Genomic DNA, 22,983 nt, shown 5'->3' with positions numbered 1-22,983 from the left:
GTTCTCGACCCAACCAGCCACTGAGAGTCCAGCAGCTCAACGAAGAGGTGCGTCTCCTTGTCCCACCTGCAGAATCAGCGCCTCGCCAGCCACACACCCGCCCACGACACCGCCGGCGACACACCCCGCAGCGGCACCCCGCATGCTCGTGGGCTCAAGCAGCGCCACCTGTCGATGATCGCCCTCAGCGGTGTCATCGGCGCGGGACTGTTCGTCGGCTCCGGCGCGGGCATCGCGGCCGCCGGTCCGTCGATCGTCGTCGCCTATGCCCTCTCCGGCGTGCTCGTCATGCTGGTGATGCGCATGCTCGGCGAGATGTCGGCGGCGAACCCGGACTCCGGGTCGTTCTCGGTGCACGCCGAGCGGGCCATCGGGCCCTGGGCGGGCTTCACCGCCGGCTGGATGTTCTGGACGCTGCTCTGCGTGGGCGTCGCCGCCGAGGCGATCGGCGCCGCGAGCATCATGACCAGCTGGTTCCCGGGTACCCCGTCCTGGATATGGGTCCTGCTGTTCATGACCGCCTTCTGCGGCACGAACTTCGCGGCAGTGGGGAACTTCGGTGAGTTCGAGTTCTGGTTCGCGGCCCTGAAGGTCGGCGCGATCTCGCTCTTCCTGGTGCTCGGCGGCCTCGCGATCCTCGGCATACTGCCCGACACGCACGCCCCGGGCACCGCCAACCTCACCGGTGACGGCGGCTTCCTGCCCCACGGCACGAACGGCCTGGTCGTCGGCCTGCTCACCTCGGTATTCGCCTACGGCGGCCTGGAGACGGTCACCATCGCCGCCGAGTCCGAACACCCGGTCCGGGGCGTCGTCACAGCCGTACGCACCGCGATGTGGCGGATCGCCGTCTTCTACGTCGGTTCGATGCTGGTCATCGTCACGCTGATCCCCTGGAGCGACTCCGCCATCACCGCCAGCGGCCCGTACGTGGCGGTCCTCGACCACCTCGACATCCCCGCCGCCGGCCAGCTCATGAACGTGATCGTGCTGGTCGCCCTGATGTCGGCGATGAACGCCAACATCCACGGCTCCTCCCGCATGGCGTACTCCCTGATCGCCCGCGGACAGGGCCCGAAAGCCCTCGGCAAGGTCTCCGGGGGAGTGCCGCGGCTCGCGGTGATCGCCTCCTCAGGTTTCGGCTTCGTGGCGGTACTGCTCAGTTACCGGTGGCCGGAGACCGTCTTCGCCTGGCTGCTCACCATGGTCGGCGCGGCCGTGCTGGTGGTGTGGGGCTTCATCGCCGCCGCCCAGCTGCGGATGCGCCGGCGGCTGGAGCGGGAGGCGCCCGAGAAGCTGGTCGTGAAGATGTGGGCCTTCCCGGTACTGACCTGGGTGGCACTGGCCGGAGTGCTGGCGATCCTGGGCCTCATGGCCCGCCAGCCCGACACCCGCGTGCAGCTGTACTTCACCGGCGGCCTGACGCTGGCCCTCTCCCTCATCGGCTACCTGCGCCAGAGAGCCCTGACCGCCCGCGGCTGATCTGCGCGGCCGCGAGCAGAGCGGCGGCGGCCGCCACAACATGATCTTGAACAATCCGAAAGCGTCTGTGAAGGAGTTCATCCGATGAAGACCCTGCTCACTGGCGGCACCGTGGTCAGCATGGACCCGGCTGTCGGCGATCTCGACCGCGGCGACGTGCTGATCGAGGACGGCGTGATCGTCGAGGTGGCCGAGCGCGTCGACGCGCCGGACGCCGAGGTGATCGACGCGACCGACCGGATCGTCATGCCCGGCTTCGTGGACAACCACCGCCACACCTGGCAGACGGCGTTCCGAGGCATCGGCGCGGACTGGACGTTCCCCGAGTGGGCGGTGGCCATGCACGGCACGGTCAAACCCCACTACCGGCCCGAGGACGTCTATTCGGGCACCCTGCTCGGCCGGCTGGAGGCCCTGCACTCCGGCGTGACCACGATGCTGGACTGGTACCACGTCGCGCAGGGCCACGAGCACGAGGACGCCGCCGTCGCCGCGCTGCGAGACGCGCCGGGACGGTCGATCTTCTGCCTCGGCGCCGGATGGGGCACCCCCGACCCCGTCGACGCCGACATCCGCCGCGTCCGCTCCGACCTGGCCGGGGACGGCCTGGTCACCATGGCGCTGGGGCTGCGCGGCCCCAAGGACACCAGCATGGACACCGTTGCCCGGGAGCTGAAGCTGGCGGCCGAACTCGGCCTGCGCACCAGCCTGCATATCGACGCCAGCGGGACGCGGCGCCCGGTCGCCGAGCTGCGCGAGCACGGTCTGCTGCGGGACACCACCACGTTCGTGCACGGCAACGGGATGAGCGACGAAGAGCTGCGGATGCTCGCCGACGCGGGCAGTTCGCTGTCGATCAGCCCGGACGTCGAGCTGAAGATGGGGTTCGGATGGCCGATGACCGGCCGGGCGCTGGCCGCTGGCCTGCGCCCGACGCTGTCCATCGACGACGTCCCGTCGGTCGGCGGCGACATGTTCTCCACGATGCGTACCGCCTTCGCCGTGCAGCGCGGCCTGGACGGTGGCCTGCGCTCCCGGGACCTGCTGGAGTTCACCACCATCGATGCCGCCCGGTCGTGCGGGCTCGACGCCCGAACGGGCAGTATCACGCCCGGCAAGGACGCCGACGTCATCCTTCTGCGCGCCGACGACCTGACCGTGTTCCCGGTCACCGACCCGGTCGCCACCGTCGTCAGCGCCGGCCATCCCGGCCTGGTCGACACCGTCCTCGTCGCCGGCCGCGTCGTCAAACGCGACGGCGCGCTGGTCGGCGTGGACCTGCCGGCGCTGAGGACCCGACTGCTCGAATCACGCAACCGGATCGCGGCAGCCGCCGGCATTCCGCTCGACGGCACATGGCGCCCACGGCCGGCATCGGAGTAAGCGCACTCGGCTTCGAGAACATCTGCGTCCCATCCGCTTCCACACCGGTGGGGTCAGGTCCGTGGACGCAGCGCGCACCGCTTCGCGCGTGGCCCCGGTAGTTGTCGGCGTAGAGGTTGGCGCCCTGGGCGGCGTTGAAGTCGAGGTCGACGGTCTTGATGCGGTGGCCGGCCTGGGCCGCCTGCTCGGCGGTCAGGCCCACGGCGGCCGCCTCGGGGTCGGTGAAGAAGACCTGGGGTACGGCGTGCTGGTCGGCGGTGGCGGCGTGGTCTCCCCATGAGCTGTCGTCCACGGAGAGGCCTGCGGCGCGGGCGCCGATGGTGTCGCCCGCGGTCCGCGCTTGGTACTTGCCCTGGTGGGTGAGCAGGGCCCGGTGGTTGACGTCGCCGACGGCGTACAGCCATGTGCCGTCAACCCTGCGGACCAGGCACGCGGTGTCCACCTCCAGCCACGTGCCGGGGGTGAGGCCGACCGTGTCCAGGCCGATGTCGTCGGTGCTGGAGGTCCGGCCGGTGGCGAGCATGACCTCGTCGGCCTGCAGGTCGCTGCCGTCGTCGAGGGTGAGGGTGACGGGTCCGATGGGGTCCGGGCGGCGCAGGGCGGTGACCTGGGTGCCGATCCGCACGTCCACGCCCGCCTCGTAAGGCTGTGTGCGACGAGCTCGCCCGCGAAGGGTTCCATGCGGGGAATCAAGCGGCGGCGGGCAAGCAGGGTGACCTGGGAGCCCAGGCCCTGCCAGAGGGTGGCCATCTCGATGGCCACTCCGCCGCCTCCGATGATGGCGAGCCGGCCGGGGACGGTGCTGGAGTCGGTGCCGGTTCGTCCAGGGCCGGGCATCCTGGATGCCGGGGATGCCGGGGATGCCGGGGATGCCGGGGATGCCGGGGATGCCGGGGATGCCGGGGATGCCGGGGATGCCGGGGATGCCGGGGATGCCGGGCAGCAGCGGCCGGCTGCCGGTGGCGATGGCCACCGCGTGCCGGGCGGTGAGGGTGAGGCGTACGCCGTCGTCCCCGGTGACCGTGACGCGGCGGGGCCGCCGATGCGGCCGTGGCCGCGGAAGAGGTCGGCGCCGATGGACTTGACCGTCTCGGCCTGTCCGGTGTCGTCCCAGTCGGTGACGTAGTGGTTGCGGCGGGCGAAGACCCGGTCGGTGTCGAGCTGGCCGGCGACCGACCAGCTCACGCTCCACGACGGTGACGGTGAGGCCGGCGGCGCGGGCGCGGTCGGCGACGTTCTGGCCGACCGGGCCGGCGCCCAGCACGACCACGTCGTAGGCGCTGCTCTGCTGGTTCTCGCGTGCTTCGCGCATGGCTCCCTCGCGTCTGATCGGGGCTGACGGGGTACATCCCCAGCTCATGTAACCGGGCGGGGCGCGCACGGCCTCATCCTTGGCCGTAGGAGTCGCCAAGAGCGGCCATCCGTGCCCCTTATGGCCGCATGCACGCCGTGACCGGCCTCGGGTTTACGAGCTCGGGAACAGGGGCCCGCCCGCCATGAGGCCGCCGTCGACCAGGAGGATGTGCCCGGTGACGTAACTCGCCTTGTCCGAACCCAGGAACTGGACGGCTTCGGCGATCTCCTCCGGGGTGCCCGCCCGGTGCATGGGCAGCACCGAATCGACCGCGTCACGCGCCGTGTCGTCGCCGGTGAACCGCTCGTACATAGCGGTCCGGGTGTAGCCGGGCGCGACCGCGTTGACCCGGATACCGTGAGCGGCGCCTTCGAGTGCGGCCGCCTTGGTGATGCCGACGACGGCGTGCTTGCTCCCGACGTACAAGGTCGCTCCGGGATAACCCATCAGGCCGAAGGTGGAGCTGACGTTGACGATGCTGCCGCCGCCTTGTTCTCTCATGACCCGGAACTCGTGCTTCAGGCACAGCAGCGTTCCCTTGACGTTGGTGTCGAAGGTGGCCTGGTAACCCTCGTCGGTCACCTCGGTGACAGGGCCGGGTGTTCCCTCGGTGCCGGCGTTGTTGAAGGCGACATCGATCCGCCCGAACCGTGCCACCGCGCGGTCGACGAGGTCCTTCACATCGGCGTCGAAGCGGACGTCGGCGCGCACGAACTCGGTCGGGGCACCGAGGTCGGAGAGCTCCCTTGCAAACTGCTCACCCACGTCCTCGTGGCGGCCGGAGACCACAAGGTTCGCGCCTTGACGGGCGTAAGCGAAGGTGGTGGCGCGGCCGATACCGGTGAGCGCGCCCGTGATGAGGACGACGGGATCAGACACGTCGCGGGTCCTTCCTACAACCACACAGGTGAACGACGGGCAAGCGGTTCGGAACCCGCACGACACCGGGTTCCTCTTCGGGCAGAGGCGTATCCCCCCGTACCGCCACAAGGAACGTGTCCCAGTCGGCCGACCGCCGCATCGGACCCGACCGCCGTATCCATCGAACGGCGGCATTTGATGGCTCGTACGGCTCACGGACGGCGGCCTGGACAGACTGACGACCCGAAGGCGGTCATGCGGACGGGAGACGTACCGTGGCTTCGGACGGGAGGGACGGCACGGTCACCGGGCCGTCCACTCGTACTCTTCGTCCCAGGCGCCGCCGTCGTCCCCGGCCCGTTCGTCGAGCAGATCGGCGATCTCTTCCGCGGTCAGCTCCCGCTCGTCCATGTCCTTCATGATGCCGAGTCGACCGACCGGGCCACGCGTCGTTTGCGGTGGGCGGCCTGGCGACCGTCGCCCAGGACGTCCTGGGCGACGGTGACCGGGGCGACCGGTCATGGGGCGACTTGGTCCGGTGGCCGGGAGCCTGATCAACCCGGCTCCGGCCGATGCCAGGCGATCAACGAGGGGTGTTCAGGAGAGGGTCGCGCGCGACAGCAGTGGGGCGAGTTCGCGGCGTGCCTGTTCGGGGGTGACTACGTCTTCCGGGGCCAGCTTCTCGTAGCGGTAGCTCGCCGAGTCCACATAGATGCGTTCGCCGATGAGCTTGGCGTCGTCGGTGTAGGCGAACATCTGGAAGATGTTGTAGTTCATCAGGTAGTGCGCGTCGGGGTCGGCGTCGACGTCGTGATCGTGCAGGAACTCGCCGGGCACGACGTGTGCCCAGTAGGCCTCGGTGGTCACACCGAAGTCCTCGACGCACATGTTCATCGTCCGGGCACCCATGACGTTGGACTGCGATTCGTAGGTTTCCCGGTAGAAGTTCTCGACGGCGGCCCTGCCGGACAGGACCTGTACCGTGCCCCGGTCGCCGACGCGGTACTCGGGTACGTCGACGGTGAGTTCGGGGACCAGGATCTGGTCCCAGTATCCGGAGACTTCGAGGAGCAGGTGCCGGAGGTAGTTCTTCAGGATGGCCCGGTGAAGCGGTTTCTCTGTCCGCGCGAGGTACTTCTCGACGCTGATCGGCCAGTGGGTGACGTCGAATGTGGTGGGGACGTCCATGGTGGTCATGGCGTCGTGGGTGGATGTCGACACGTTGGGGGACATCGGCGCACTCCATGTTCATTGCTCGCTTGGGCGATGAGGAGCGTGCGGCCACAACCAGGGCGTGTGTCGGCAACGGGCGCGGTCGCTCGCTCGTACGTTGGGGGTGTCCCTCCGGGTGAGCCGACGGGACAGGTCTCTCCCATGCCAGATGCGCGGCCGGGCCCGAGTCGTCGGCCCGGCCGGCATCAGGTCGGCGATCGGCGTCTGCCGTGGGGTCAGGTGTGCCGCGCCGAACTTCTCGTACAGGGAGTGGAGCTTCTGGGCGCTCTGCACCGGCTGAGCACCTATGCGGCACCCGGCAGGGCGCCGAACTGCTGCATCAGCGAGAAGAGGTTCGCGACGCCCCAGTGCTCAGTGATCTTCCCGTTGCGCACCCGCATGGCGTCCACGGTTTCGAAGCTGATCTGCTTGCCGGTGGGCGCGATGCCGAAGAACTTGCCCTTGTGGGTGCCGCGATAGGTCTTGTACGTGGTCACCAGGTCGCCGTCGGCGGCCTGCCAGTGGATGACGGCGTGGAAGTCGGGGAAAGCCTCGCGGAGCACCTGGTAGAACGCGCGTGCGCCCGCCTTGTCGGGAGTACGTCCCGGCTGCGGCGTGTGGTCCAGAAAGTCGTCGGCGAACAGCTCGTCGAAGAGGGCGAAATCGCCGCCGCCCTGTACCTCCTCTGTGTTGCGACGGACGACCGCCTTGGCAGCCTCGCTCAGGCGTTGTCACGTTGTCGAGAGTGTTGGCGCTTGGCGGGGCGTCGGGGCGTGCTGGGGTCGGTTCCGGCTCCGCACTCAGGCCGTGGCGGGCAGGCCGACGATGCCGGTGATCTGCTCCCAGATCGTGAAGCGGACGGTCATTTCGGCGCGGTGGTCGGTGGCGGTCATCAGGTGACGTCGGGGTCGGAAGTGGGGTGAGATGCCGCTGAAGGCGGACAGGAACCGTTGGGCTCCGCCGACGCTGCGGAAGCCCTTCATGGCGCGTTCTCGTTGCCGGGTCGGCTGGTGGGAGTTCTCGGCCCGGTTGTTGAGGCCCTTGTGGGAGCGGTGCTCGACGGAAGGCATCATCTCGCGGTGGGCGGCCCCGTAACTGCGGAGCTTGCCCGTGACCACCACCCGCGGCACCGAGCGCGTCTTCTTGAGGAGCTTGCGGAAGAAACGCCTGGCCGCGGCCTTGTCGCGTCTGTTCTGCACGAGGATGTCCAGCGCGTTGCCGTCCTGGTCCACCGCGCGCCACAGGTACTTCAGCTCACCGTTGATCTTGATGAAGACCTCGTCCAGGTGCCATTTGTCGCCGGGCCGGGGACGCCGGCGACGCGGCGCGTTGGCGTAGGCCTGACCGAACTTCAGGCACCACCGCCGGACGGTTTCGTAGGAGACGACCACGCCGCGCTCGAGCATCAGTTCCTCGACCTCCCGGAACGACAGCGGGAACCGGTGGTACAGCCACACGCAGTAGGAAATGATCCCGCCGTCGTACCGGTGCCCCCGGTACGACGGCAACACGGACGACACGAGCAGTCCCCTCCCCGATACGACCTCCACGAAGATCATCCCACGCCGGTCAACCAACGTGACAACGCCCGGTAGATAGGTCTACACCTGCGGGTAGGGTCCTTCGGCATGAGCACAACACCGCCCGACATACGCCGGGTCAGCCTCCGCGCCGCCCTTGGAATCGGGGCGGCCTTCACCGCCGCCGCGTTCGGCGCCGGGTTCACCCTCGCCGCCGACCAGAGCGGCAGCGCGGACCCGGACAACATCGTCGTCGAGCACTCGGTCGGCCCCCGCCACGGCACCGGGAACCAGTCCATGACCGGGGACCCGTTGCCCGTCGTGTGCACCGGCTATTCCGCGACCATGGGGAATGAGGCCGCCATGCGGGAGGAGGCGCTCTCGATCCTCTCGTGCGGCAGGCGCAGACAGAGCATCCCGGACGCCTTGGCCACATCGATCGCGGCGACCCTTTCCACGAGCTCCGTCTCCTGGTCGACAGCCTCGGTCTTATCCATCCACATCCCCTCCATCGCGCGGATCAGCAGGGCAGTGGCCGCCCGCAGGGCTGTGAGAGGAAGCGAGAATCTGAACGGCGTGCTCGAAGCGACAGTGCGTGACCCCTCCGGCCGGCCCCGGCGCCAGACTCTGTCCCGGGCTCAGGGTCCCAAAGAGGGAGCGACGTCGACGGGCGGCCACCACAAACCGTTTTCACGCCTGCGAGGCGTCCCTGGAAGGAATATTCCGCGTTGATTCTCAACGCGGGTTCTCGACAGTGCCGACCTGCGGTTTCGCGCCGCCGCCCGCATGACAACGGCTGACGTTCTCCTCGACCCAACAATGACCTCGGCGTCATCCTCGTGGCATATGTGTGTAGACCTGACGGAGGGGAGCCGGAACGTGCTGGTGCAGGATTTGAGCACCGAGGTGGTGGCGGCGAAGGAACGGTTCGCTCTGTGGGAGGAGTTCTCGCGGGAGTCGTACATGCCGCACCTGCTGCGCAGCGAGCACCAGGACGACTTCCGGGCGGCCATGCGCGTGGCGGGTATGGGTGGGGTGCAGGTATCCGTGTCGTCCTTCCCGCACCTGGAGGTGGTGCGCACGCCCAAGCTGGTCCGGCGGTGCGACCCGGAGATGTACCAGGTCGACTGCGTCCTGAGCGGGGAGATAGTGCTAGAACTGGACGGCCGGGAGAACATGTGCCGGGCCGGTGACATTGTGCTGGTCGACAGTGGGCGTCCCTTCCGGGGGCAGTTCCACGCCACGCGGGGCAAGGGGTCGCATCTCATCGCGCAGTTCCCCCGCACCTTGCTGCCGCTTCCCAGGTCGACGGTCCAGGGGGCGCTCGCCGCGCCGATCTCCGCACGCCATGGAATGGGTGCCACGTTCTTCCGCTGGCTCAGCGATCTGAGTGCCCGTGCGGAGGAGTTCACTGCGGCCGAGGCCCCGACGCTGGCCTCGGTCACCGTGGATCTCCTCGCGTCGCTACTTGGGCACTGCCTCGACGCAGAGAAGAAGCTGACCCCTGAGTCCCGTCGCCAGGCCCTCCGGGTGCGAATTTGCGACTTTGTTGAGCAGCACCTTGGCGACCCGGACCTCACGCCTGGAGCGATAGCCGCTGCGCACGGCATCTCTGTCAGTCATCTGCACGCGGTCTTCGCGGATCAGGACTGCACAGTCGCAGCCTGGATCCGCAACCGTCGTCTGGAGCGGTGCCGCCGTGACCTGGCCGACCCTCTCCTGCTCGCCCGCCCCGTTCAGGCTGTCGCCGCCTGCTGGGGCTTCACCGGCCCCGCCCACTTCAGCCGCGCCTTCCGCGCCACCTACGGCATGTCACCCCGCGAGTACCGGCACGCGGCCGTGACCGGGGAGGCCGCGTACGCATCGTCAACAAGCTTGGACTGAGAGTCAAGGACAAGCGGACGACGGACCGGCATGCTCATGCCTACTGGGTCCCGATGCAGAGGTGACCAGCCTTTGCGTGGCCCACTCACGGGGGGAGCATCTATGACCAAGTTGCTAGTCGGCACGGAGGCGAAATGACCGACCGGCAGAAGGCTCCGGAGCGATGGATTCTGACGTTCGACGTGTCGTGCGGCAGGTGTTCAGCGATCTCGACAAGCGTGGCCGGGGCCAGCGACGGCAAACTCGACGTACTGCCCCTGACCGACCCCGACGTGCAGCAGTGGCGTCGGCTCGGCATGGGCCCTGCGCCCAAGTGGGCCCCGGCCCTGCTCCGCGTCCGTGGAGACGACGTTCGCGCCTGGACCGGGCCGACCATGGGGCTCGCGATGGCCGGGCATCTCGGACCCCGAGGAACGGTCCGGGTTCTGCGCGCCCTTGGGCAGCTCCGGGAAGCCGAGCGGCGCGACTCGTCCCGTGAGAGCGGCACCGCGATGGGCCGCAAGCAGTTCATACGCCTTCTCGGCGGTACGGCCACTGCGATCGGCCTCACGGTGGCGGGTCAGACGCCCGCGTTCGCCCGCTCGGAGCACGCCCGTGCCAGCGCCTGGGTGGAAGCGAATCTGGAGAATCTGCCCCGCGAATACGCGGAGATCGTCCGTCACCCGATCTCGTATCGCCAGGCGATCTTCCGGGTTCTGTCGCCGCGGGAACAGGCCGATGTCTGGCTGGAGCATCTCAAGCGGTACCGCGCCGGGCATCCCGACCTGTCGGCCGCTCAGAACCAGGTCGTGGACGAGGCTGCCGCTCTGCTGGGCCGGGGGCTCGCCTCGCGGACCAGTCTCAATGAGGAGCTACGCCGCCTCGAGGAGTCGGCCAAGATAGAATTCGGCCAGGACGAGGCTGCCGCCCTGCTCGCGACGCTGGGCCCCGCGCCCGGCCCGGTCGCGGCAGCACGACCCCAAGCACTGGCGGCCGACTGCGTCTGCTCCACCGTGAGCCAGTACTGTTCCTGGCTCTACGACTGCCATACGTCCTCCTGCACGCGCGTGGGCGGCTGTGGAACGCTCTACCAATACACCTGCAACGGCATCTGCTACTAGGAGCTGTCCGGTCGATCATGTGACTGTCGGGTCGGATCGTTATCCCGCGCATGGGGCGGGGCGAACGTGGTGATCTGTCGGACGCGGAGTGGGAGCGGCTGCGGCCGTTCCTGCCGGTGAGCAAACGGTCGGTGCGGACGGTGGCGCGATCACCGGCAGGTGATCGACGGCTTCACCTCCGGGCCGGCCAGCTCGCCACAGACCGTCACCAACCGGATGACCCGCCACTTTGTCAGGCCTTGACCACTGACCGCCCTCGGCATCATGCGATAAACCACGTCACCTGAACCACGCGGCCCTGAAATGTCATCTGCGGCCCCTCTAGCACGGGGCGTCAAACGCACAATCCGAAACCTACAGTTCTCGGCTCTTATTGATCGAGAAGAAGGAGAAACGTGATATCGAGAATTTCGCGCAAAGCAGCCCTCGCCGCCTCCGGCGTAACTCTTGCGCTGGCGGGGACGTTGGCCAGCGCCAATCCCGCCTTTGCAGCTACGAACTGGACCGCAACTGGCACCCAGGCCGACGTCGTAGGGGCATATGCACACGGAAGCTTCGACTACGGCGCCCCGGGCGGGACCTCAGTCGCGACCGTTACAATCAGAGACTCTGTGTCGGACGGTGCCAGCGCACGAGTCTACTTCCGTTGGCGTTTCATCGACGGCAGTACGAGCGGGTCGGCCGTATTCGGCGCTTCTGGATATCTCAACGAGACGACACGGACTTTCTCCCAGCCTCGCAATAATCTCGATACCTATCAGCCATTCGAGGTGCGGGAGTGCCGGGTGGACAACGGGCTCGAAGTAGAGTGCGGCTGGGACTACGACGTTCCGCACCCCTACAACTGACAGAACGGCAGAGTCGTGCCGTGCGGACATCAGCGCCCCGCCGATCTGGGATGGTGACCAGTCTCAGTGCTCGTCAGGACCGCAACCAGATGACGAGCGATGCGACGGTGACGGTCCCGAGGAAGACGTAGCCGCGCTTGTCATAGCGGGTCGCGACGGCGCGGGAGTTCTTCAGCTTGTTGATGGCCCTCTCGACGGTGTTGCGCTTCTTGTACCGGTTCTCGTCGAAGCCCGGTGGCCGTCCGCCGCGCGATCCTTTGCGCAGGCGGGCGGCCCGACTGTCGGCCTTCTCCGGGATCGTGTGTCGGATGCCGCGCCGCCGCAGGTACTCACGGCAGGGACCGTTGCTGTAGGCCTTGTCGGCCGCGATGCTGTCGGGCTTCTTGCGGGGCCCGCCCGACCCGAGCCGGGGAACCCGGATCTTCTCCAGCACCGGAACGAACTGGGTGCAGTCCGCCCGCTGCCCCGGTGTGACGATCAGGGACAGCGGGCGGCAGAAGCCGTCCGCGCTCAGGTGGATCTTGCTGGTGAAGCCGCCGCGCGAGCGGCCCAGGCCCTCGCCTCCCGCACCACCTCCACCAGTCGGCCGACGAGGCTCTGCCACGGAGTTTTGTCCTGGTGTTCCAGCGACTCGTCCCCTTTTGAGTCGGTGAGCGTCGGCGGCGGCCCGGTGCGGGCGCCAGCCGCGTGCTGGTGGGCACGCACGGTGGTGGAGTCCACCGAGATGTCCCAGTCCTTCTCACCGGCTGCGTCGGCCACGGCCTGGACTCGCTGCAGTAGCCGTTCCCAAGTACCGTCGGCCGACCACAGCCGATGGCGCTCGTACACAGTCTTCCACGGCCCGAACCGCTCCGGCAGATCGCGCCAATGAACCCCGGTCCTCACGCGGTGCAGAATCCCGTCGATCACCTTGATGATCTGCGGGTTTTTGTCGGTGGTGGTTCGGCGTTGTGATGTCAGTGAGTGAGTAGCGGGCTCTTTGCTGTTCAGTGGGTTGTCGTGGGTGGCTCGACTGCTGTCATGGATGCCGATCTGGTGCTGACGTTTTTGGTGATGGTGCGGGTCAGTTGGTTGCCGGTCGGTATGGCGCGGGGTGTGTTGTCGCTGGTCGGGGCTGTGGTGGCAGGGGCTGGGTGCCGATGGTTGGGGATGGTGCGGCTGGTGTCGCCTTCTACGGTGTGGGCTTCAGGCGGTAGCGGATTCCTGTTGCGGTGAGGCGGAGTTGTTCGCCTTTCTGGACGGTGATGAGGGGGAAGAGTGGGCTGTCCGGCGCTCGGTCCTTCAAGCGACCGTGGATGCGGGCGGCGTGTACGAGGGGTTGTGTCCAGGCGGGGAGGGGATAGAGCTGGCATCGGCGGTGGGCTGTGACAAATCCGTTAGTGATCATTAGCTAGATCTTTCACGGAATGTGTGCCAGAACCTCGCCCGGTGTCTGCGGGCCTGTGGGGTCATTTCTCATGGCTGCGTTTGCTTCGGCAAGGTGAGGATTTCGGCTCCGTCGTCGGTGATAGCGATCGTGTGCTCGCTGTGTGCTGTCCGGCAGCCTGTCGCACTTCGGAGCGTCCACCCGTCAGCATCAGTGACCAGTTCAGCGGTGTCCGCCATGACCCACGGCTCCAGTGCCAGCAGCAGCCCAGGGCGCAGTTTGTATCCACGGCCAGGCCGTCCGGTGTTCGCAACGTGCGGGTCCTGGTGCATCGTTGATCCGATGCCATGCCCTCCGAACTCGGTGTTGATCGGGTACCCGGCCTCGCTGAGGACTGTGCCGATGGCATGGGAGATGTCGCCGATGCGGGCCCTGGGCCCGGCAGCGGCGATCCCAGCGGCCAGTGCGCGTTCGGTTGCACTGATCATCGCGACGCTCTCTGGGGGATGTGCATCGCCCACGATGAAGCTGATGGCAGCGTCGGCAGCGACTCCGCCCTTGGAGACGGCGAGGTCGAGTGTCAGCAGATCGCCGTTGGTAAGCGTGTAGTCGTACGGGCGTCCGTGGAGCACGGCGTCGTTGAGGGCCGTGCAGATGTAGTGGCCGAACGGGCCGCGTCCGAAGGAGGGCTCATAGTCGACGTAGCAGGACGACGCTCCCGCCTCGACGATCATTTTCTCGGCCCACCGGTCGATGTCCAGAAGGTTCGTGCCGATCGTGCTACGGCTCTTCAGTGTCTGCAGGATGTCACCGACCAGGGCGCCGGTGGTTTTTGCCCGGACCAGCAGGGTGGGGTTAAGGATTTCGATCATGCGATGCCCTTCTCACGCAACCAATAACTATACCGGCCTTACTATACCGGTATTAGAATTGGCGTCGCCGGCCGGACGAAGCCCGGGTCGTGTGGGGCTCGTAAAGTCATTGCTGCAGGTGGGAGCTCGCGTGCAAGGCCCCTCGGCGGTGGCTGGGATGCTGCACCAGTGATCATCTCGCTGCTATACCGGGCCACCCGGGCGTTGCTGTCCGTGCCTGTGGTCCTGCTGCGCCGAGACACGGCCAAGGACGCCGAACTGCTGGTGCTGCGGCACGAGAACACGGTGCTGCGACGGCAACTCGCCGGTCCGGTCCGTTACGAGCCCGCGGACCGGTTCTGGCTGGCCGCGCTGTCGTCGCTGATACGCCGCTGGAGCTGTGTCTTCCCGGTCACACCGGGGACGCTGCTGGCCTGGCACCGCAGGCCGATCGCCAAGAAGTGGGACCACGCCGACCGACGCCGCACCGGCCGTCCTCCCACGGCCGCCGCGCTCAAGAAGCTGGTTCTGCGTCTGGCAAAGGAGAACCCGCGGCGGGCCACCGGCGGATCCAGGGCGAGCCGGCCCGGCTGGGGCATCCGATCGCACCGTCCACGGTCTGGGAAATCCTGCACGCGGCCGGCATCAGCTCGGCCCGGCGCCGCACCGGCCCGAGCTGGCGCGAATTGCGGCATCACCGGTCCGGCCGGCGGCCGGCTCCCCGCTCCGGCGATGCCGCAGGCGGCCCAGAAACCCCGGGGTCGGGTGCGCTGATCTGGGGTGATGCGCTCGACCGTGGGTCCCGTCGCGTGTCCTCGCGGTGTTCCCCCTCCAGCACGGCGGGGGATACCAGCCCGGTGGCCGGGGGATCGTGTTTTACCCGAACCACGGTGCAATTCCCTGACGCACACCGGTGGACCCGCCGCGAATCCTCGCTGTTCGCGGCGGAACTTGCCCTGACCCGGCGGCGACTCTCCACACGGCGTGCGATGCTCGATGTTCCTGCGTGGACGGGGCATGTGCCAGGGAGGTAGGTGCTCCCTCGACGTCCTTTGCCGTCACAGCCGCGGCGCTACGAGCGGAAGGCCGTCCCCCGATCCCCTCCCGCTCGTTCGTAGGCCGCCTCGGTGGTCTGGAACGCGCGGATCCGGTCGATGTCGAACTTCGGCTTTCGGTCGAAGTCGTAGAGGCCGTTCTCCTCCTGGAAGGTGTCGGCCAGCTGCGTGTAGCAGTAGCCGAACATGTCGGGGTTGTCGAGAAGGACGCGGGTCAGGCCCTCGAAGCGCTCGTGCCATGCTTCGACGCTCTCGACCCGCTGGCCGTACCCCCATGAGTCGGCCCGGCCCGGGTCGTCCGCGGACTGCTGGTCCTCGCCGAGGCGCTGCGGGTTCCACCAGATGCCGCCGTACTCGGACACGAAGAACGGCTGGCCCGCGTAGGAATAGGACATGGCCACACCGTCCAGTTCGTTGAGGTATGGACGGCCGTCCCGCAGGCCGGACTGTTCGCGGCGGAAGGCTTCCGGGTCCTGTTCGTAGGAGTGGGAGTCGTAGACATCGGCACCGCGTACGCGGTGGGCGTAGCCGGACGCGTCGACGACCGGGCGGCTCGGGTCGGCGGCCTTGGTGGCCAAGTACATCGCGAGGGTCACGTCGTCGAGTTGAGTGAGTCGGTCGTGGAGGAGCTGGTGGGTCTCGTTGAGTGGGCACCAGCCGATGATCGACGGGTGGCTGCGGTCGCGGCGCAGCACTTCGAGCCACTGAGCGACGAAGGAGGCGGTGGGTTGCTGGTTGTTGCCTGCCGGTCCCTGTCCGGATGTGCCCCAGTCCCCGAACTCGCCCCAGACGAGGTAGCCCAGGCGGTCGGCGTGGTAGTAGAAGCGCTCCTCGAAGACCTTCTGGTGGAGTCGCGCTCCGTTGAAGCCGGCGGCCATGGCGAGTTCGATGTCCCGGCGCAGGGCGTCGTCGCTGGGCGAGGTCATCAGGGTGTCGGGCCAGTAGCCCTGGTCGAGGACGAGACGCTGGAACACGGGTTGGCCGTTGAGGAGGATTCGGTTGCCGTTGATCGCGACCGATCGGAGGCCTGCGTACGAGCCGACCTCGTCGATCACCTCGCCGTCTTGGGTGAGGCGAAGGCGCAGCCCGTACAGGTGGGGGTCCTGCGGTGACCACAGGCGGACCCGGCCGGCCGGGACCGGCAGGGTGAGGCCAGGTGCGAGGTCGTCCGCGGGCACGGCGGCCACGCACACGTCGCCGGCCTCGTCGGTCAGTACGGCTTCGAGCGTGAGGCCAGCGGTGCGGTGCGAGAGCTCGGCGGTGATGTGGAAGCTGCTGGCGGCGCGTTGGGGGACGATGTTCAGCGAGCTGATGTGCGCGCGGGGCACTGGCTCCAGCCATACGGTCTGCCAGATGCCTGTGGTGCGGGTGTAGTGGCAGCCCGTGTTGCCGTACCAGGTGGCCTGCTTGCCGCGGGCCTGCGGCTCCGACGGGGTGTCGCGGGCCCGGACGACGATGGTCGCCGTCTCGCCCGCCGCCGCGACTCCCCTGAGTGAGGCGGTGAACGAGCTGAAGCCGCCGCGGTGGCGTGCGACCTCGACGTCGTTCACCCAGACCGTCGCATCGTGGTCCACGGCTCCCAGGTGCAGGAGTACGTCGCGGCCGGCCCAGGCGTCGGGGACGATCACGTCGCGGCGATACCAAACGGCATGCAGGAAGTCGGTGTCCTCGATGCCCGAGGCCCGTGACTCCGGTGCGAAGGGCACGACGATGCGGTCGGTGAGCTCCCGGGTCCGCAGGCCGCGCTCCAGTCCCGAATCGCCGCGGTCGATCTCGAACTGCCACTCACCGTTGAGGTTCAGCCAGTCGGGGCGAACGCACTGCGGGCGCGGGTACTCCGGCTTGGGCGACTGGTGCATGTTCATCCTTCACAGCAGGTGGTGCGAGTGGGGTGCTCAGGGTTCACGGGGCGGGAACTGAGCTGGTGGCGAAGTAGGGCTTGCAGACGGAGCCGGCCCAGTCCGTGGCGATCTGGAGCAGGCGGGTGCCGTCGGGGGAGGGCAGCAGGCTGGAGCTGTAATTGGGGCAGTAGTCGACGGTCGTCGACTCGACCGTGACCGGCGCGGGCATCGCACGCCAACTTCCCGAGGCGCCAGCGCTGTTGACCCAGACCGTGCGTCCGCTTCCCTCGGCCCGGCTGCCGTCACGGTTGTACATGACCTGGCCGACGAGGAAGAGCCGGCCCTTTGGGTTGCCCGCCTCGGGCGCCCAGGCCAGGTTCGGCGCGTGCTTGAAGTACTTGCCGTCGGTGGTCTCCGGGCGGATGCCCAGGTAGGCGGGGTCGCCCCAGTTCCAGCCGTCGGGGGAGGTGCGGTAATGCACGACGCAGACGTACCGGCCCGCGGCCGCGCAGATCTCGTACGACATCACATATGTGCCGTCGCCGATCCTGCGGACTACCGCCATGCCGGGGCGGTCGGAGGCGAGTGTGCTGGCGATGGTGTCGTGGCGCCCGGTCCAGTGCAGCCCGTCGGCGGTGCGGGCTGCCACCAGCTTCTGGCTGTGGGCAGGGTCGGTCTCGTCGGAGTAGTGCGCGACCAGGGCGCCTGAGGCGGCGACGGAGAATTCCGGCTCCCACAGACCCTTGGTATCCGGCGCCGTGGCGATTGTCGAGAGGTAGTTCCAGCTGCGGCCGATGTCGTTGCTCTTGAAGACGCGCAGCGCCATGCGCCGGTTCGGCTCGTCCTGGCCGACCGATGCGGCCCACAGCAAGGTGCCCGCGGGCAGGGAGCCGATCCGCTGCGGGAGTTCGTACAGGGTCGAGCAACACAGACCCTGCCCGGCCGCGGCCTCGGGGTCACTGACCGTGCCGACCTCGCGGAACGAGGCGCCGCCGTCGGTGCTCTCGTGGACGGCGCCGAGGCCGTTGTTGCCGGAGAAAGCGACGACCGAGGCCAGGACGCGGCCGTTGGCGTCGCCGCTGTGAGCGAGTCGGATGGCGCGGGGGTACAGACCCGTGCCGTCGCGCAGGAGGGTCCCGGTCGCGGCGGCGGCCGGGGTGCCGGTCTGCGCGACGACCAGCCCGGCCAGGAGAGCGAGCAGCAGAGGCAGCAGGGTGGCAGTGCGGAGCGAGGCCGGTCGTGCGGAGTGATGCGCCGACATAGATCTCTCCTGAAGGGTGGACAACTGGGGCTGATCGGGCCGGTGGTGGGGGGCAGCGGGTCACTTGAGGCCGGTGCCGGCGATGCCCTCGACGATGCGGCGCTGGAAGAGTGCGAACACCGCGAGCAGCGGGATCGCGCCGAGCACGGCGGAGGCCATGAGCTGGGCGTAGGGGACGCCGAACACGTCCTGGACGGAGGTCAGTCCGACGGGCAGCGTCATCATCTCCGGGTCGGTGACGACGAGCAGCGGCCACAGGAAGTTGTTCCACACGCCGACGAACACGAAGATCGTCACAGCGGAGACGGCTGGCCGGGAGACTGGCATCACGATCTGCGCGTAAGTACGCAGCCAGCCCGCGCCGTCTGCACGCGCCGCGTCGATCAGCTCGCGCGGGATCCCGTCGAAGAACTGCTTGAAGACGAAGACGGCGACGACGTTCGGGACCTGGGGCAGGATCACACCCCAGTAGGTGTTGAGCAGCCCCGCCGACTGCAGCGCGAGGAACTGCGGGATCATCAGAACCTGCCCCGGGACCATGATCCCGGCGAGCAGCAGGACGAACGCGGCCCGGCGCGCCCGGAACCGGGTCTGCGACAGCGCGAACGCCGCCAGCGAGGCAAGTACGACCGTGAACAGTGTGGTCAGGACCGAAGTGATGAAGCTGTTCGCGTACCAGTAGGGCAGCTTGCCCGCGTCGAAGATCTCCCCGTACGCGGCGAGCGTCGGATGCGCAGTGAACCACCCAGTTGGGTCGGTAACGACCTCCTGCGCGGGCCGTATCGAGGTGGCGAGCGCCCAGGCCAGCGGCACCAGCCACAGCAGCGCAAAAGCGATCAGCACGCCGAGCGCCACCCGGTTGAACAGACGCTCCACGTCGTAGCGCCGCTTCGGCGGGTCGGTGGCAGCCGGGAGGCGGTCCGTCACGGGGCGGTCGGCGATCGAGGTCATGGTCAGTTCTCCTTCTCGGCGCGGCGGACCAAGGCGAACCAGACGAGGGAGACGAACAGGATCACCATGAACAGCAGCAGCGACACGGTCGAGGCATAGCCCACGCGGCCCTCGACGAAGCCGGTGTCGTAGATCAGCTGGAGCGAGGGGCGGGTGCTGCCGTCGGGGCCGCCGCCCGTCATCATGTAGATCTGGTCGAAGACCTTCAGCGAGGCGATCACCTGCAGGACCGTGACCAGCGTCGTCGTACGGCCCAGCATTGGGACAACGACCAGGCGGATGCGCTGCCAGGGTCCGGCCCCGTCGACTGCGGCGGCCTCGTGCACCTCGCGCGGCACCTCCTGCAGACCGGCCAGGTACAGCACGAAGTTGAAGCCGATTGTCCACCACACGGTGGCTACCGTGATGGACACCATCGCCCAGTCCGGATCGCCCAGCCAGGACGGCGGGGAGTCCACGCCGAGCGAGGTGGCCACCGACTGGGCCAGGCCCACCTGGTCGGCGTAGATGAACATGAACAGCAGCGACACCACCGCGGACGGCAGCACGAACGGCGCGAAGAAGGCGAACCGGAAGAACCACCGGCCGCGCATGAAACGGTCCGCGAGCAGCGCGAGTACGAGACTGAGCAGCACCAGCGGCACGGTCGTCAGGACCGTGAACCGCAGGGTGTTGCGCAGGGTCCGCCAGAACTCGGAATCACCGAGAACCGAGGCGTAGTTGGACCAGCCGGCGAAGTCTCCGAGGCCGCTCTTGAGCAGGCTCGTTTCGAAGAACCCGGCGATTACGGCATAGACCAGCGGGCCCACCAGGAACACCAGATAGAAGAGGGCAAAGGGCAGCAGCATCCCCGGGCCCGCCCAGCGGTCGCCTCGGCTGGATGGCGGGGGAAGAGCGGTCGTCGTGGCCACGGGCCGGCCTTTCGGTCAAGACGTACGGAATCCAGGGGCGGGTGGAGCGGAGCTGAATTGAGGCGGCGCGATCCGGCCGGTCGCGCCGACGAGGACCGCACGGATGGGTCAGACCGGCGCGGGCCGTGCTGCCAGTTCACGCAGTTCGCGGCGGATCCGTTCGGCGCCCGCCGTGGGGCCGGTGGCCCCGGTGAACACGGAGGTCGCCGCGTCCCCCACCACCTGCTGCAGGGTGCTGCCCGCGCCGCCGTACCAGGCGGCCGGATCGTAGACCGCGCCGTCGGCGGCCGTGGCGTAGTGCGACTGCGGCATCAGCTCCTGGTAGGTGCGCGAACGCTGCGTCGGCAGCCAGGCGGGCACATGGCCGCCCTCGGCCCACAGGTTGCTGGAGTGCAGCATCGAGGCGATGAACTCCAGTGACATGTCGAGGCGTTGGGCCTTCTCGGAAGGCGCCTTCGGCAGCACCAGGGCGTGCGAGTCCGCAGCGCAGGCGTAGGGGGCGTCCTTGAAGATCCGGGGCAGCGGCCGCATGTCGAACTTCACCTTCGCGGACTTCACCGCGAGGACCTGCCAGACGCCGTCCATCAGGAAGCCGGCCTTGCCGGTGTTGAGGAGGGTGATGGCGCCGCCCTGTCCGTCGGCGGCAGGCGGCACCACCTTCTCCTTGGTGAGACGGCGCATATAGGAGAGCGCCTCGGCGGCGGCCGCCGTGTCGACGACGACCCGTCGGCCCCGGTCGGCGACGAGATCTCCACCGCCGAGCTGCCGGTACAGTGACCAGAACAGGCGAAACTGGGTCGAGGCGTCCTTCACCGAGGCGATCGAACCGCCCCAGGCGCCGGTTACTTCCTTCGCCGCGCGCATTGCTTCGATGAAGGCGTCGGGGCCGTCCAGGTCCGTCAATCGGCCCTGTCCGTCGAGGAGTCCAGCCTTCTCGGCGATGTCCGTACGGAAGTACAGCACGAACGGATGCGTGTCGATCGGCACGGCGTGCAGCACGCCGTCGACCTGCGACTTCCTCCAGGGGCGCGCGTCGAACCGGTCGGGGGTGAGTCCGTGCCGAGCCAGGTCGGCGCTGTGCAACTCGGTGAGCAGACCCGCCTCGACGAGCGTGGGTACCTTCGACAGATGGGTGACCGCGACCTGCGGAGGGCGGCCTCCGAGCGTGGCGAGGGTCAGCTTCGTGTAATAGGGGTTGCCCCACAGGAAGGTCGCCGATCTTAGGTCGACCGATCGGTGTGTGGTGCGGAAGAACTCCTGCATGGCCAGCATCCGCTCGCCGTCACCGCCGGTGAACGGATTCCAGAAGTTCAGCCGGGACGGCTCGGGTGCGCCGCCGGTGAACCCCTGCGCCAGCGTGCTGCCGCAGCCGGCGGCGAGCGCGCTGGCGCCCGTCGCGCCGAGCGCCAGCGTCCCGCGCAGCACGCGGCGGCGGGACGGGACGGGGGACGGAGGGGGCGGTATGCGGTCCCGCATGGGCAGGTGTCCTTCCGCGGCAGATGTGGAGTACAACGTTGGAATAGGGGGCATTGGCAGCCGCGCTGCTGGGCTATCCGTTGCGGTTACAACGTTGTATCGGGCGTGTAATGCGGCGTCAACACCCCGGCGCGAACTTCCTGCGGTGGATGGCCCGGGCGAGTTCGGCATTCGATGATTGCAACGTTGGAACATGGCGTACACTCCAGGTGTCGAGGGAGGGGGGACCGCGTGGCAGGCAGTCGCCTGAAGGACGTCGCGGAGCGCGCCGGGGTGTCGATCAAAACGGTGTCGAACGTCGTCCGCGGCGAGGCGAAAGTCGCCGACCGGACCCGCGAGAGGGTCCTGCGCGTCATCGCGGAGCTGGACTACCAGCCGAACGCCTCCGCCCGCCACTTGCGCACCGGACGCAGCGGAATCATCGCGCTCGCCGTCCCGGAGCTCGTGTCGCCCTACTTCGCGGAGCTGGCCGCGCAGGTCATCGCAGCCGCGAAGAAGCGGGGCTGCACCGTACTCATCGAGGACACCGGCGGCGACCCGGCGGAGGAGTTGCGCATCGCCTGCGGGCTCAGTGATCCGCTCATCGACGGGGTCCTGCTCAGCCCGCTCCGGCTCGACGAGCAGGTTCTCGGCGCCCGTGAACGTCGCGTTCCACTGGTCCTGTTGGGTGAGCGGTCCTACGAGATCCCCGCCGACCACGTACTGATCGACAATGCGGCCGCTGCCCGCGAGGCCACCGACCACCTGCTTTCCCTCGGCCGTCGCCGTGTCGCCGCCATCGGGCAGCCCGCGGGGCTCGCCCATGCGACCACGGTCCAGCGCATGCACGGTTACCTGACCGCGCTGCATGCGGCCGGAGTCCCGCACGACCCTCGACTGGCCCCGGACACCAGGGAGTTCACGCGCAGAGCAGGGGCCGAAGCGATGCATGCGCTGCTCGCTCTCGACGACCCGCCGGACGCCGTCTTCTGCTTCAACGACCTGCTGGCCTCGGGCGCGCTGCGCGCCGCGCACGACCACGGCGTACGGGTGCCGCAGGACCTGGCTGTGGTCGGCTTCGACGACGTGGAGGAGTCCCGCTACAGCGTGCCGTCCCTGACCACCGTCGCCCCCGACAAGGGGGGCATCGCGGAGCTGGCCGTGGACGCGCTGATGCGCAGGATCGACGCGGGCGCGCTGGCGCCGCACTCGCGGCTCACCGCGGGGTACGAGCTAGTAGTGCGGGAGAGCACGCGCCCGGCACTCTGACCGTCAACTGCCTCCGCCCGCAGCTGCCGTGGTCATTCGCGGTGTGGCTGGTTCGGCCGGTGAGGGCGAGTGGTGCCTGTGGGGCTCCAAAACACGAATCGTCGCCCTGCTTGAAGCCCGTCGCTGCAAAGAACCGGGAGCACAGGACCCTGAGCAGCGGCTCTGCGTCTGGGATCATGTTTCGTGATCCTGTCCACGGTGTACGCCGTCACCCGCCGCCTGCTGTCGCTGCCCGCGTTGCTGCTGCGGCGTGACGTCACGAAGGACGCGGAGTTGCTGGTGCTGCGCCACGAGAACGCGGTCCTGCGCCGACACGTCCCACGCCTACGCTACGAACCAGCCGACCGCCTGTGGTTCGCCGCGCTCTCACACCTGATAA

General features: G+C 68.4%; 18 protein-coding genes and 5 pseudogenes. 9 read left to right on the top strand and 14 right to left on the bottom strand.

Annotation, left to right across the window (positions count from 1 at the left end; translation table 11 throughout):
* Positions 1–174: 174 nt before the first annotated feature.
* Positions 175–1,482, top strand: coding sequence for an amino acid permease (locus AB0I23_RS37840; protein WP_359117023.1), 1,308 nt, complete (start codon positions 175–177; stop codon positions 1,480–1,482).
* A gap of 84 nt (positions 1,483–1,566) precedes the next feature.
* Complete coding sequence (locus tag AB0I23_RS37835; RefSeq protein WP_359117004.1) at positions 1,567–2,865, top strand: amidohydrolase family protein; 1,299 nt, start codon at positions 1,567–1,569, stop codon at positions 2,863–2,865.
* Positions 2,866–2,974: 109 nt separating this feature from the next.
* Here AB0I23_RS37835 and AB0I23_RS37830 read toward each other — a convergent pair.
* The 7 genes and pseudogenes from AB0I23_RS37830 to AB0I23_RS37800 form a co-directional block, all read right to left on the bottom strand.
* Positions 2,975–3,615: pseudogene (locus AB0I23_RS37830) on the bottom strand (FAD-dependent oxidoreductase); the annotation flags it as partial.
* 232 nt (positions 3,616–3,847) lie between these two features.
* Positions 3,848–4,177, bottom strand: a pseudogene (locus tag AB0I23_RS37825) (pyridine nucleotide-disulfide oxidoreductase); the annotation flags it as partial.
* A 153-nt stretch (positions 4,178–4,330) separates the two neighbouring features.
* Positions 4,331–5,098: an SDR family NAD(P)-dependent oxidoreductase gene (locus AB0I23_RS37820; protein WP_359117001.1), complete on the bottom strand. Its 768-nt coding sequence runs from the start codon at positions 5,096–5,098 to the stop codon at positions 4,331–4,333.
* Between the two features lie 579 nt (positions 5,099–5,677).
* Positions 5,678–6,313, bottom strand: a complete 636-nt coding sequence (locus tag AB0I23_RS37815) for a hypothetical protein (protein ID WP_359117000.1) — start codon at positions 6,311–6,313, stop codon at positions 5,678–5,680.
* A 284-nt stretch (positions 6,314–6,597) separates the two neighbouring features.
* Positions 6,598–7,017 (bottom strand): ester cyclase, encoded by a 420-nt coding sequence (locus tag AB0I23_RS37810; RefSeq protein WP_359117020.1) that lies wholly within the window; start codon positions 7,015–7,017, stop codon positions 6,598–6,600.
* Positions 7,018–7,092: 75 nt separating this feature from the next.
* Positions 7,093–7,851, bottom strand: coding sequence for an IS6 family transposase (locus AB0I23_RS37805; RefSeq protein WP_436847057.1), 759 nt, complete (start codon positions 7,849–7,851; stop codon positions 7,093–7,095).
* A 293-nt stretch (positions 7,852–8,144) separates the two neighbouring features.
* On the bottom strand, positions 8,145–8,309 hold the full coding sequence (locus AB0I23_RS37800; RefSeq protein WP_359116998.1) for a hypothetical protein: 165 nt from the start codon (positions 8,307–8,309) through the stop codon (positions 8,145–8,147).
* A gap of 382 nt (positions 8,310–8,691) precedes the next feature.
* Here AB0I23_RS37800 and AB0I23_RS37795 point away from each other — a divergent pair, with 382 nt between their 5' ends.
* From AB0I23_RS37795 to AB0I23_RS37785, 3 genes are all read left to right on the top strand, one after another.
* Entirely contained in the window at positions 8,692–9,696 is a 1,005-nt protein-coding gene (locus tag AB0I23_RS37795; protein WP_359116997.1) for a helix-turn-helix domain-containing protein, read from the top strand.
* A 218-nt stretch (positions 9,697–9,914) separates the two neighbouring features.
* The gene (locus AB0I23_RS37790; RefSeq protein ID WP_359116995.1) at positions 9,915–10,796 is read left to right on the top strand and encodes a bacteriocin fulvocin C-related protein; all 882 of its coding nucleotides are present in this window, start codon (positions 9,915–9,917) and stop codon (positions 10,794–10,796) included.
* 395 nt (positions 10,797–11,191) lie between these two features.
* Entirely contained in the window at positions 11,192–11,644 is a 453-nt protein-coding gene (locus AB0I23_RS37785; protein ID WP_359116993.1) for a hypothetical protein, read from the top strand.
* Positions 11,645–11,717: 73 nt separating this feature from the next.
* Here AB0I23_RS37785 and AB0I23_RS37780 read toward each other — a convergent pair.
* Positions 11,718–12,604 (bottom strand): annotated as a pseudogene (locus tag AB0I23_RS37780) (IS5 family transposase).
* Positions 12,605–12,664: 60 nt separating this feature from the next.
* Between AB0I23_RS37780 and AB0I23_RS37775 the strand changes: the two are divergent.
* Positions 12,665–12,859 carry a hypothetical protein gene (locus AB0I23_RS37775; protein WP_359116991.1) on the top strand — a complete coding sequence of 65 codons (195 nt, stop codon included), beginning with the start codon at positions 12,665–12,667 and terminating at the stop codon, positions 12,857–12,859.
* 240 nt (positions 12,860–13,099) lie between these two features.
* Here AB0I23_RS37775 and map read toward each other — a convergent pair whose 3' ends face one another.
* Positions 13,100–13,882, bottom strand: coding sequence for a type I methionyl aminopeptidase (gene map / locus AB0I23_RS37770; RefSeq protein ID WP_359116988.1), 783 nt, complete (start codon positions 13,880–13,882; stop codon positions 13,100–13,102).
* 168 nt (positions 13,883–14,050) lie between these two features.
* On the opposite strand from map, the pseudogene AB0I23_RS37765 reads away from it, so the two are divergent.
* A pseudogene (locus tag AB0I23_RS37765) lies at positions 14,051–14,547 on the top strand (integrase core domain-containing protein); the annotation flags it as partial.
* Positions 14,548–14,933: 386 nt separating this feature from the next.
* Here the strand turns inward: AB0I23_RS37765 and AB0I23_RS37760 are convergent.
* The 5 genes from AB0I23_RS37760 to AB0I23_RS37740 form a co-directional block, all read right to left on the bottom strand.
* A complete protein-coding gene (locus AB0I23_RS37760; RefSeq protein WP_359116985.1) occupies positions 14,934–16,781 on the bottom strand; it encodes a glycoside hydrolase family 2 protein in 1,848 nt (615 codons plus the stop codon).
* A gap of 37 nt (positions 16,782–16,818) precedes the next feature.
* Positions 16,819–18,018, bottom strand: a complete 1,200-nt coding sequence (locus AB0I23_RS37755) for a sialidase family protein (RefSeq protein ID WP_359116982.1) — start codon at positions 18,016–18,018, stop codon at positions 16,819–16,821.
* 60 nt (positions 18,019–18,078) lie between these two features.
* On the bottom strand, positions 18,079–18,969 hold the full coding sequence (locus AB0I23_RS37750; protein WP_359116979.1) for a carbohydrate ABC transporter permease: 891 nt from the start codon (positions 18,967–18,969) through the stop codon (positions 18,079–18,081).
* Positions 18,970–18,971: 2 nt separating this feature from the next.
* Positions 18,972–19,880, bottom strand: a complete 909-nt coding sequence (locus tag AB0I23_RS37745) for a carbohydrate ABC transporter permease (protein WP_359116976.1) — start codon at positions 19,878–19,880, stop codon at positions 18,972–18,974.
* A gap of 108 nt (positions 19,881–19,988) precedes the next feature.
* The gene (locus AB0I23_RS37740; protein ID WP_359116973.1) at positions 19,989–21,356 is read right to left on the bottom strand and encodes an extracellular solute-binding protein; all 1,368 of its coding nucleotides are present in this window, start codon (positions 21,354–21,356) and stop codon (positions 19,989–19,991) included.
* 231 nt (positions 21,357–21,587) lie between these two features.
* Here AB0I23_RS37740 and AB0I23_RS37735 point away from each other — a divergent pair, with 231 nt between their 5' ends.
* Both AB0I23_RS37735 and AB0I23_RS37730 read left to right on the top strand, forming a co-directional pair.
* On the top strand, positions 21,588–22,604 hold the full coding sequence (locus tag AB0I23_RS37735) for a LacI family DNA-binding transcriptional regulator (protein WP_359116970.1): 1,017 nt from the start codon (positions 21,588–21,590) through the stop codon (positions 22,602–22,604).
* Between the two features lie 183 nt (positions 22,605–22,787).
* Positions 22,788–22,983: pseudogene (locus AB0I23_RS37730) on the top strand (integrase core domain-containing protein); the annotation flags it as partial.

The sequence above is a fragment of the Streptomyces atratus genome, from assembly GCF_040655115.1.
In the GTDB taxonomy this organism is placed as follows: domain Bacteria; phylum Actinomycetota; class Actinomycetes; order Streptomycetales; family Streptomycetaceae; genus Streptomyces; species Streptomyces atratus_D.
This window is presented reverse-complemented; position numbering and strand designations above follow the sequence as displayed.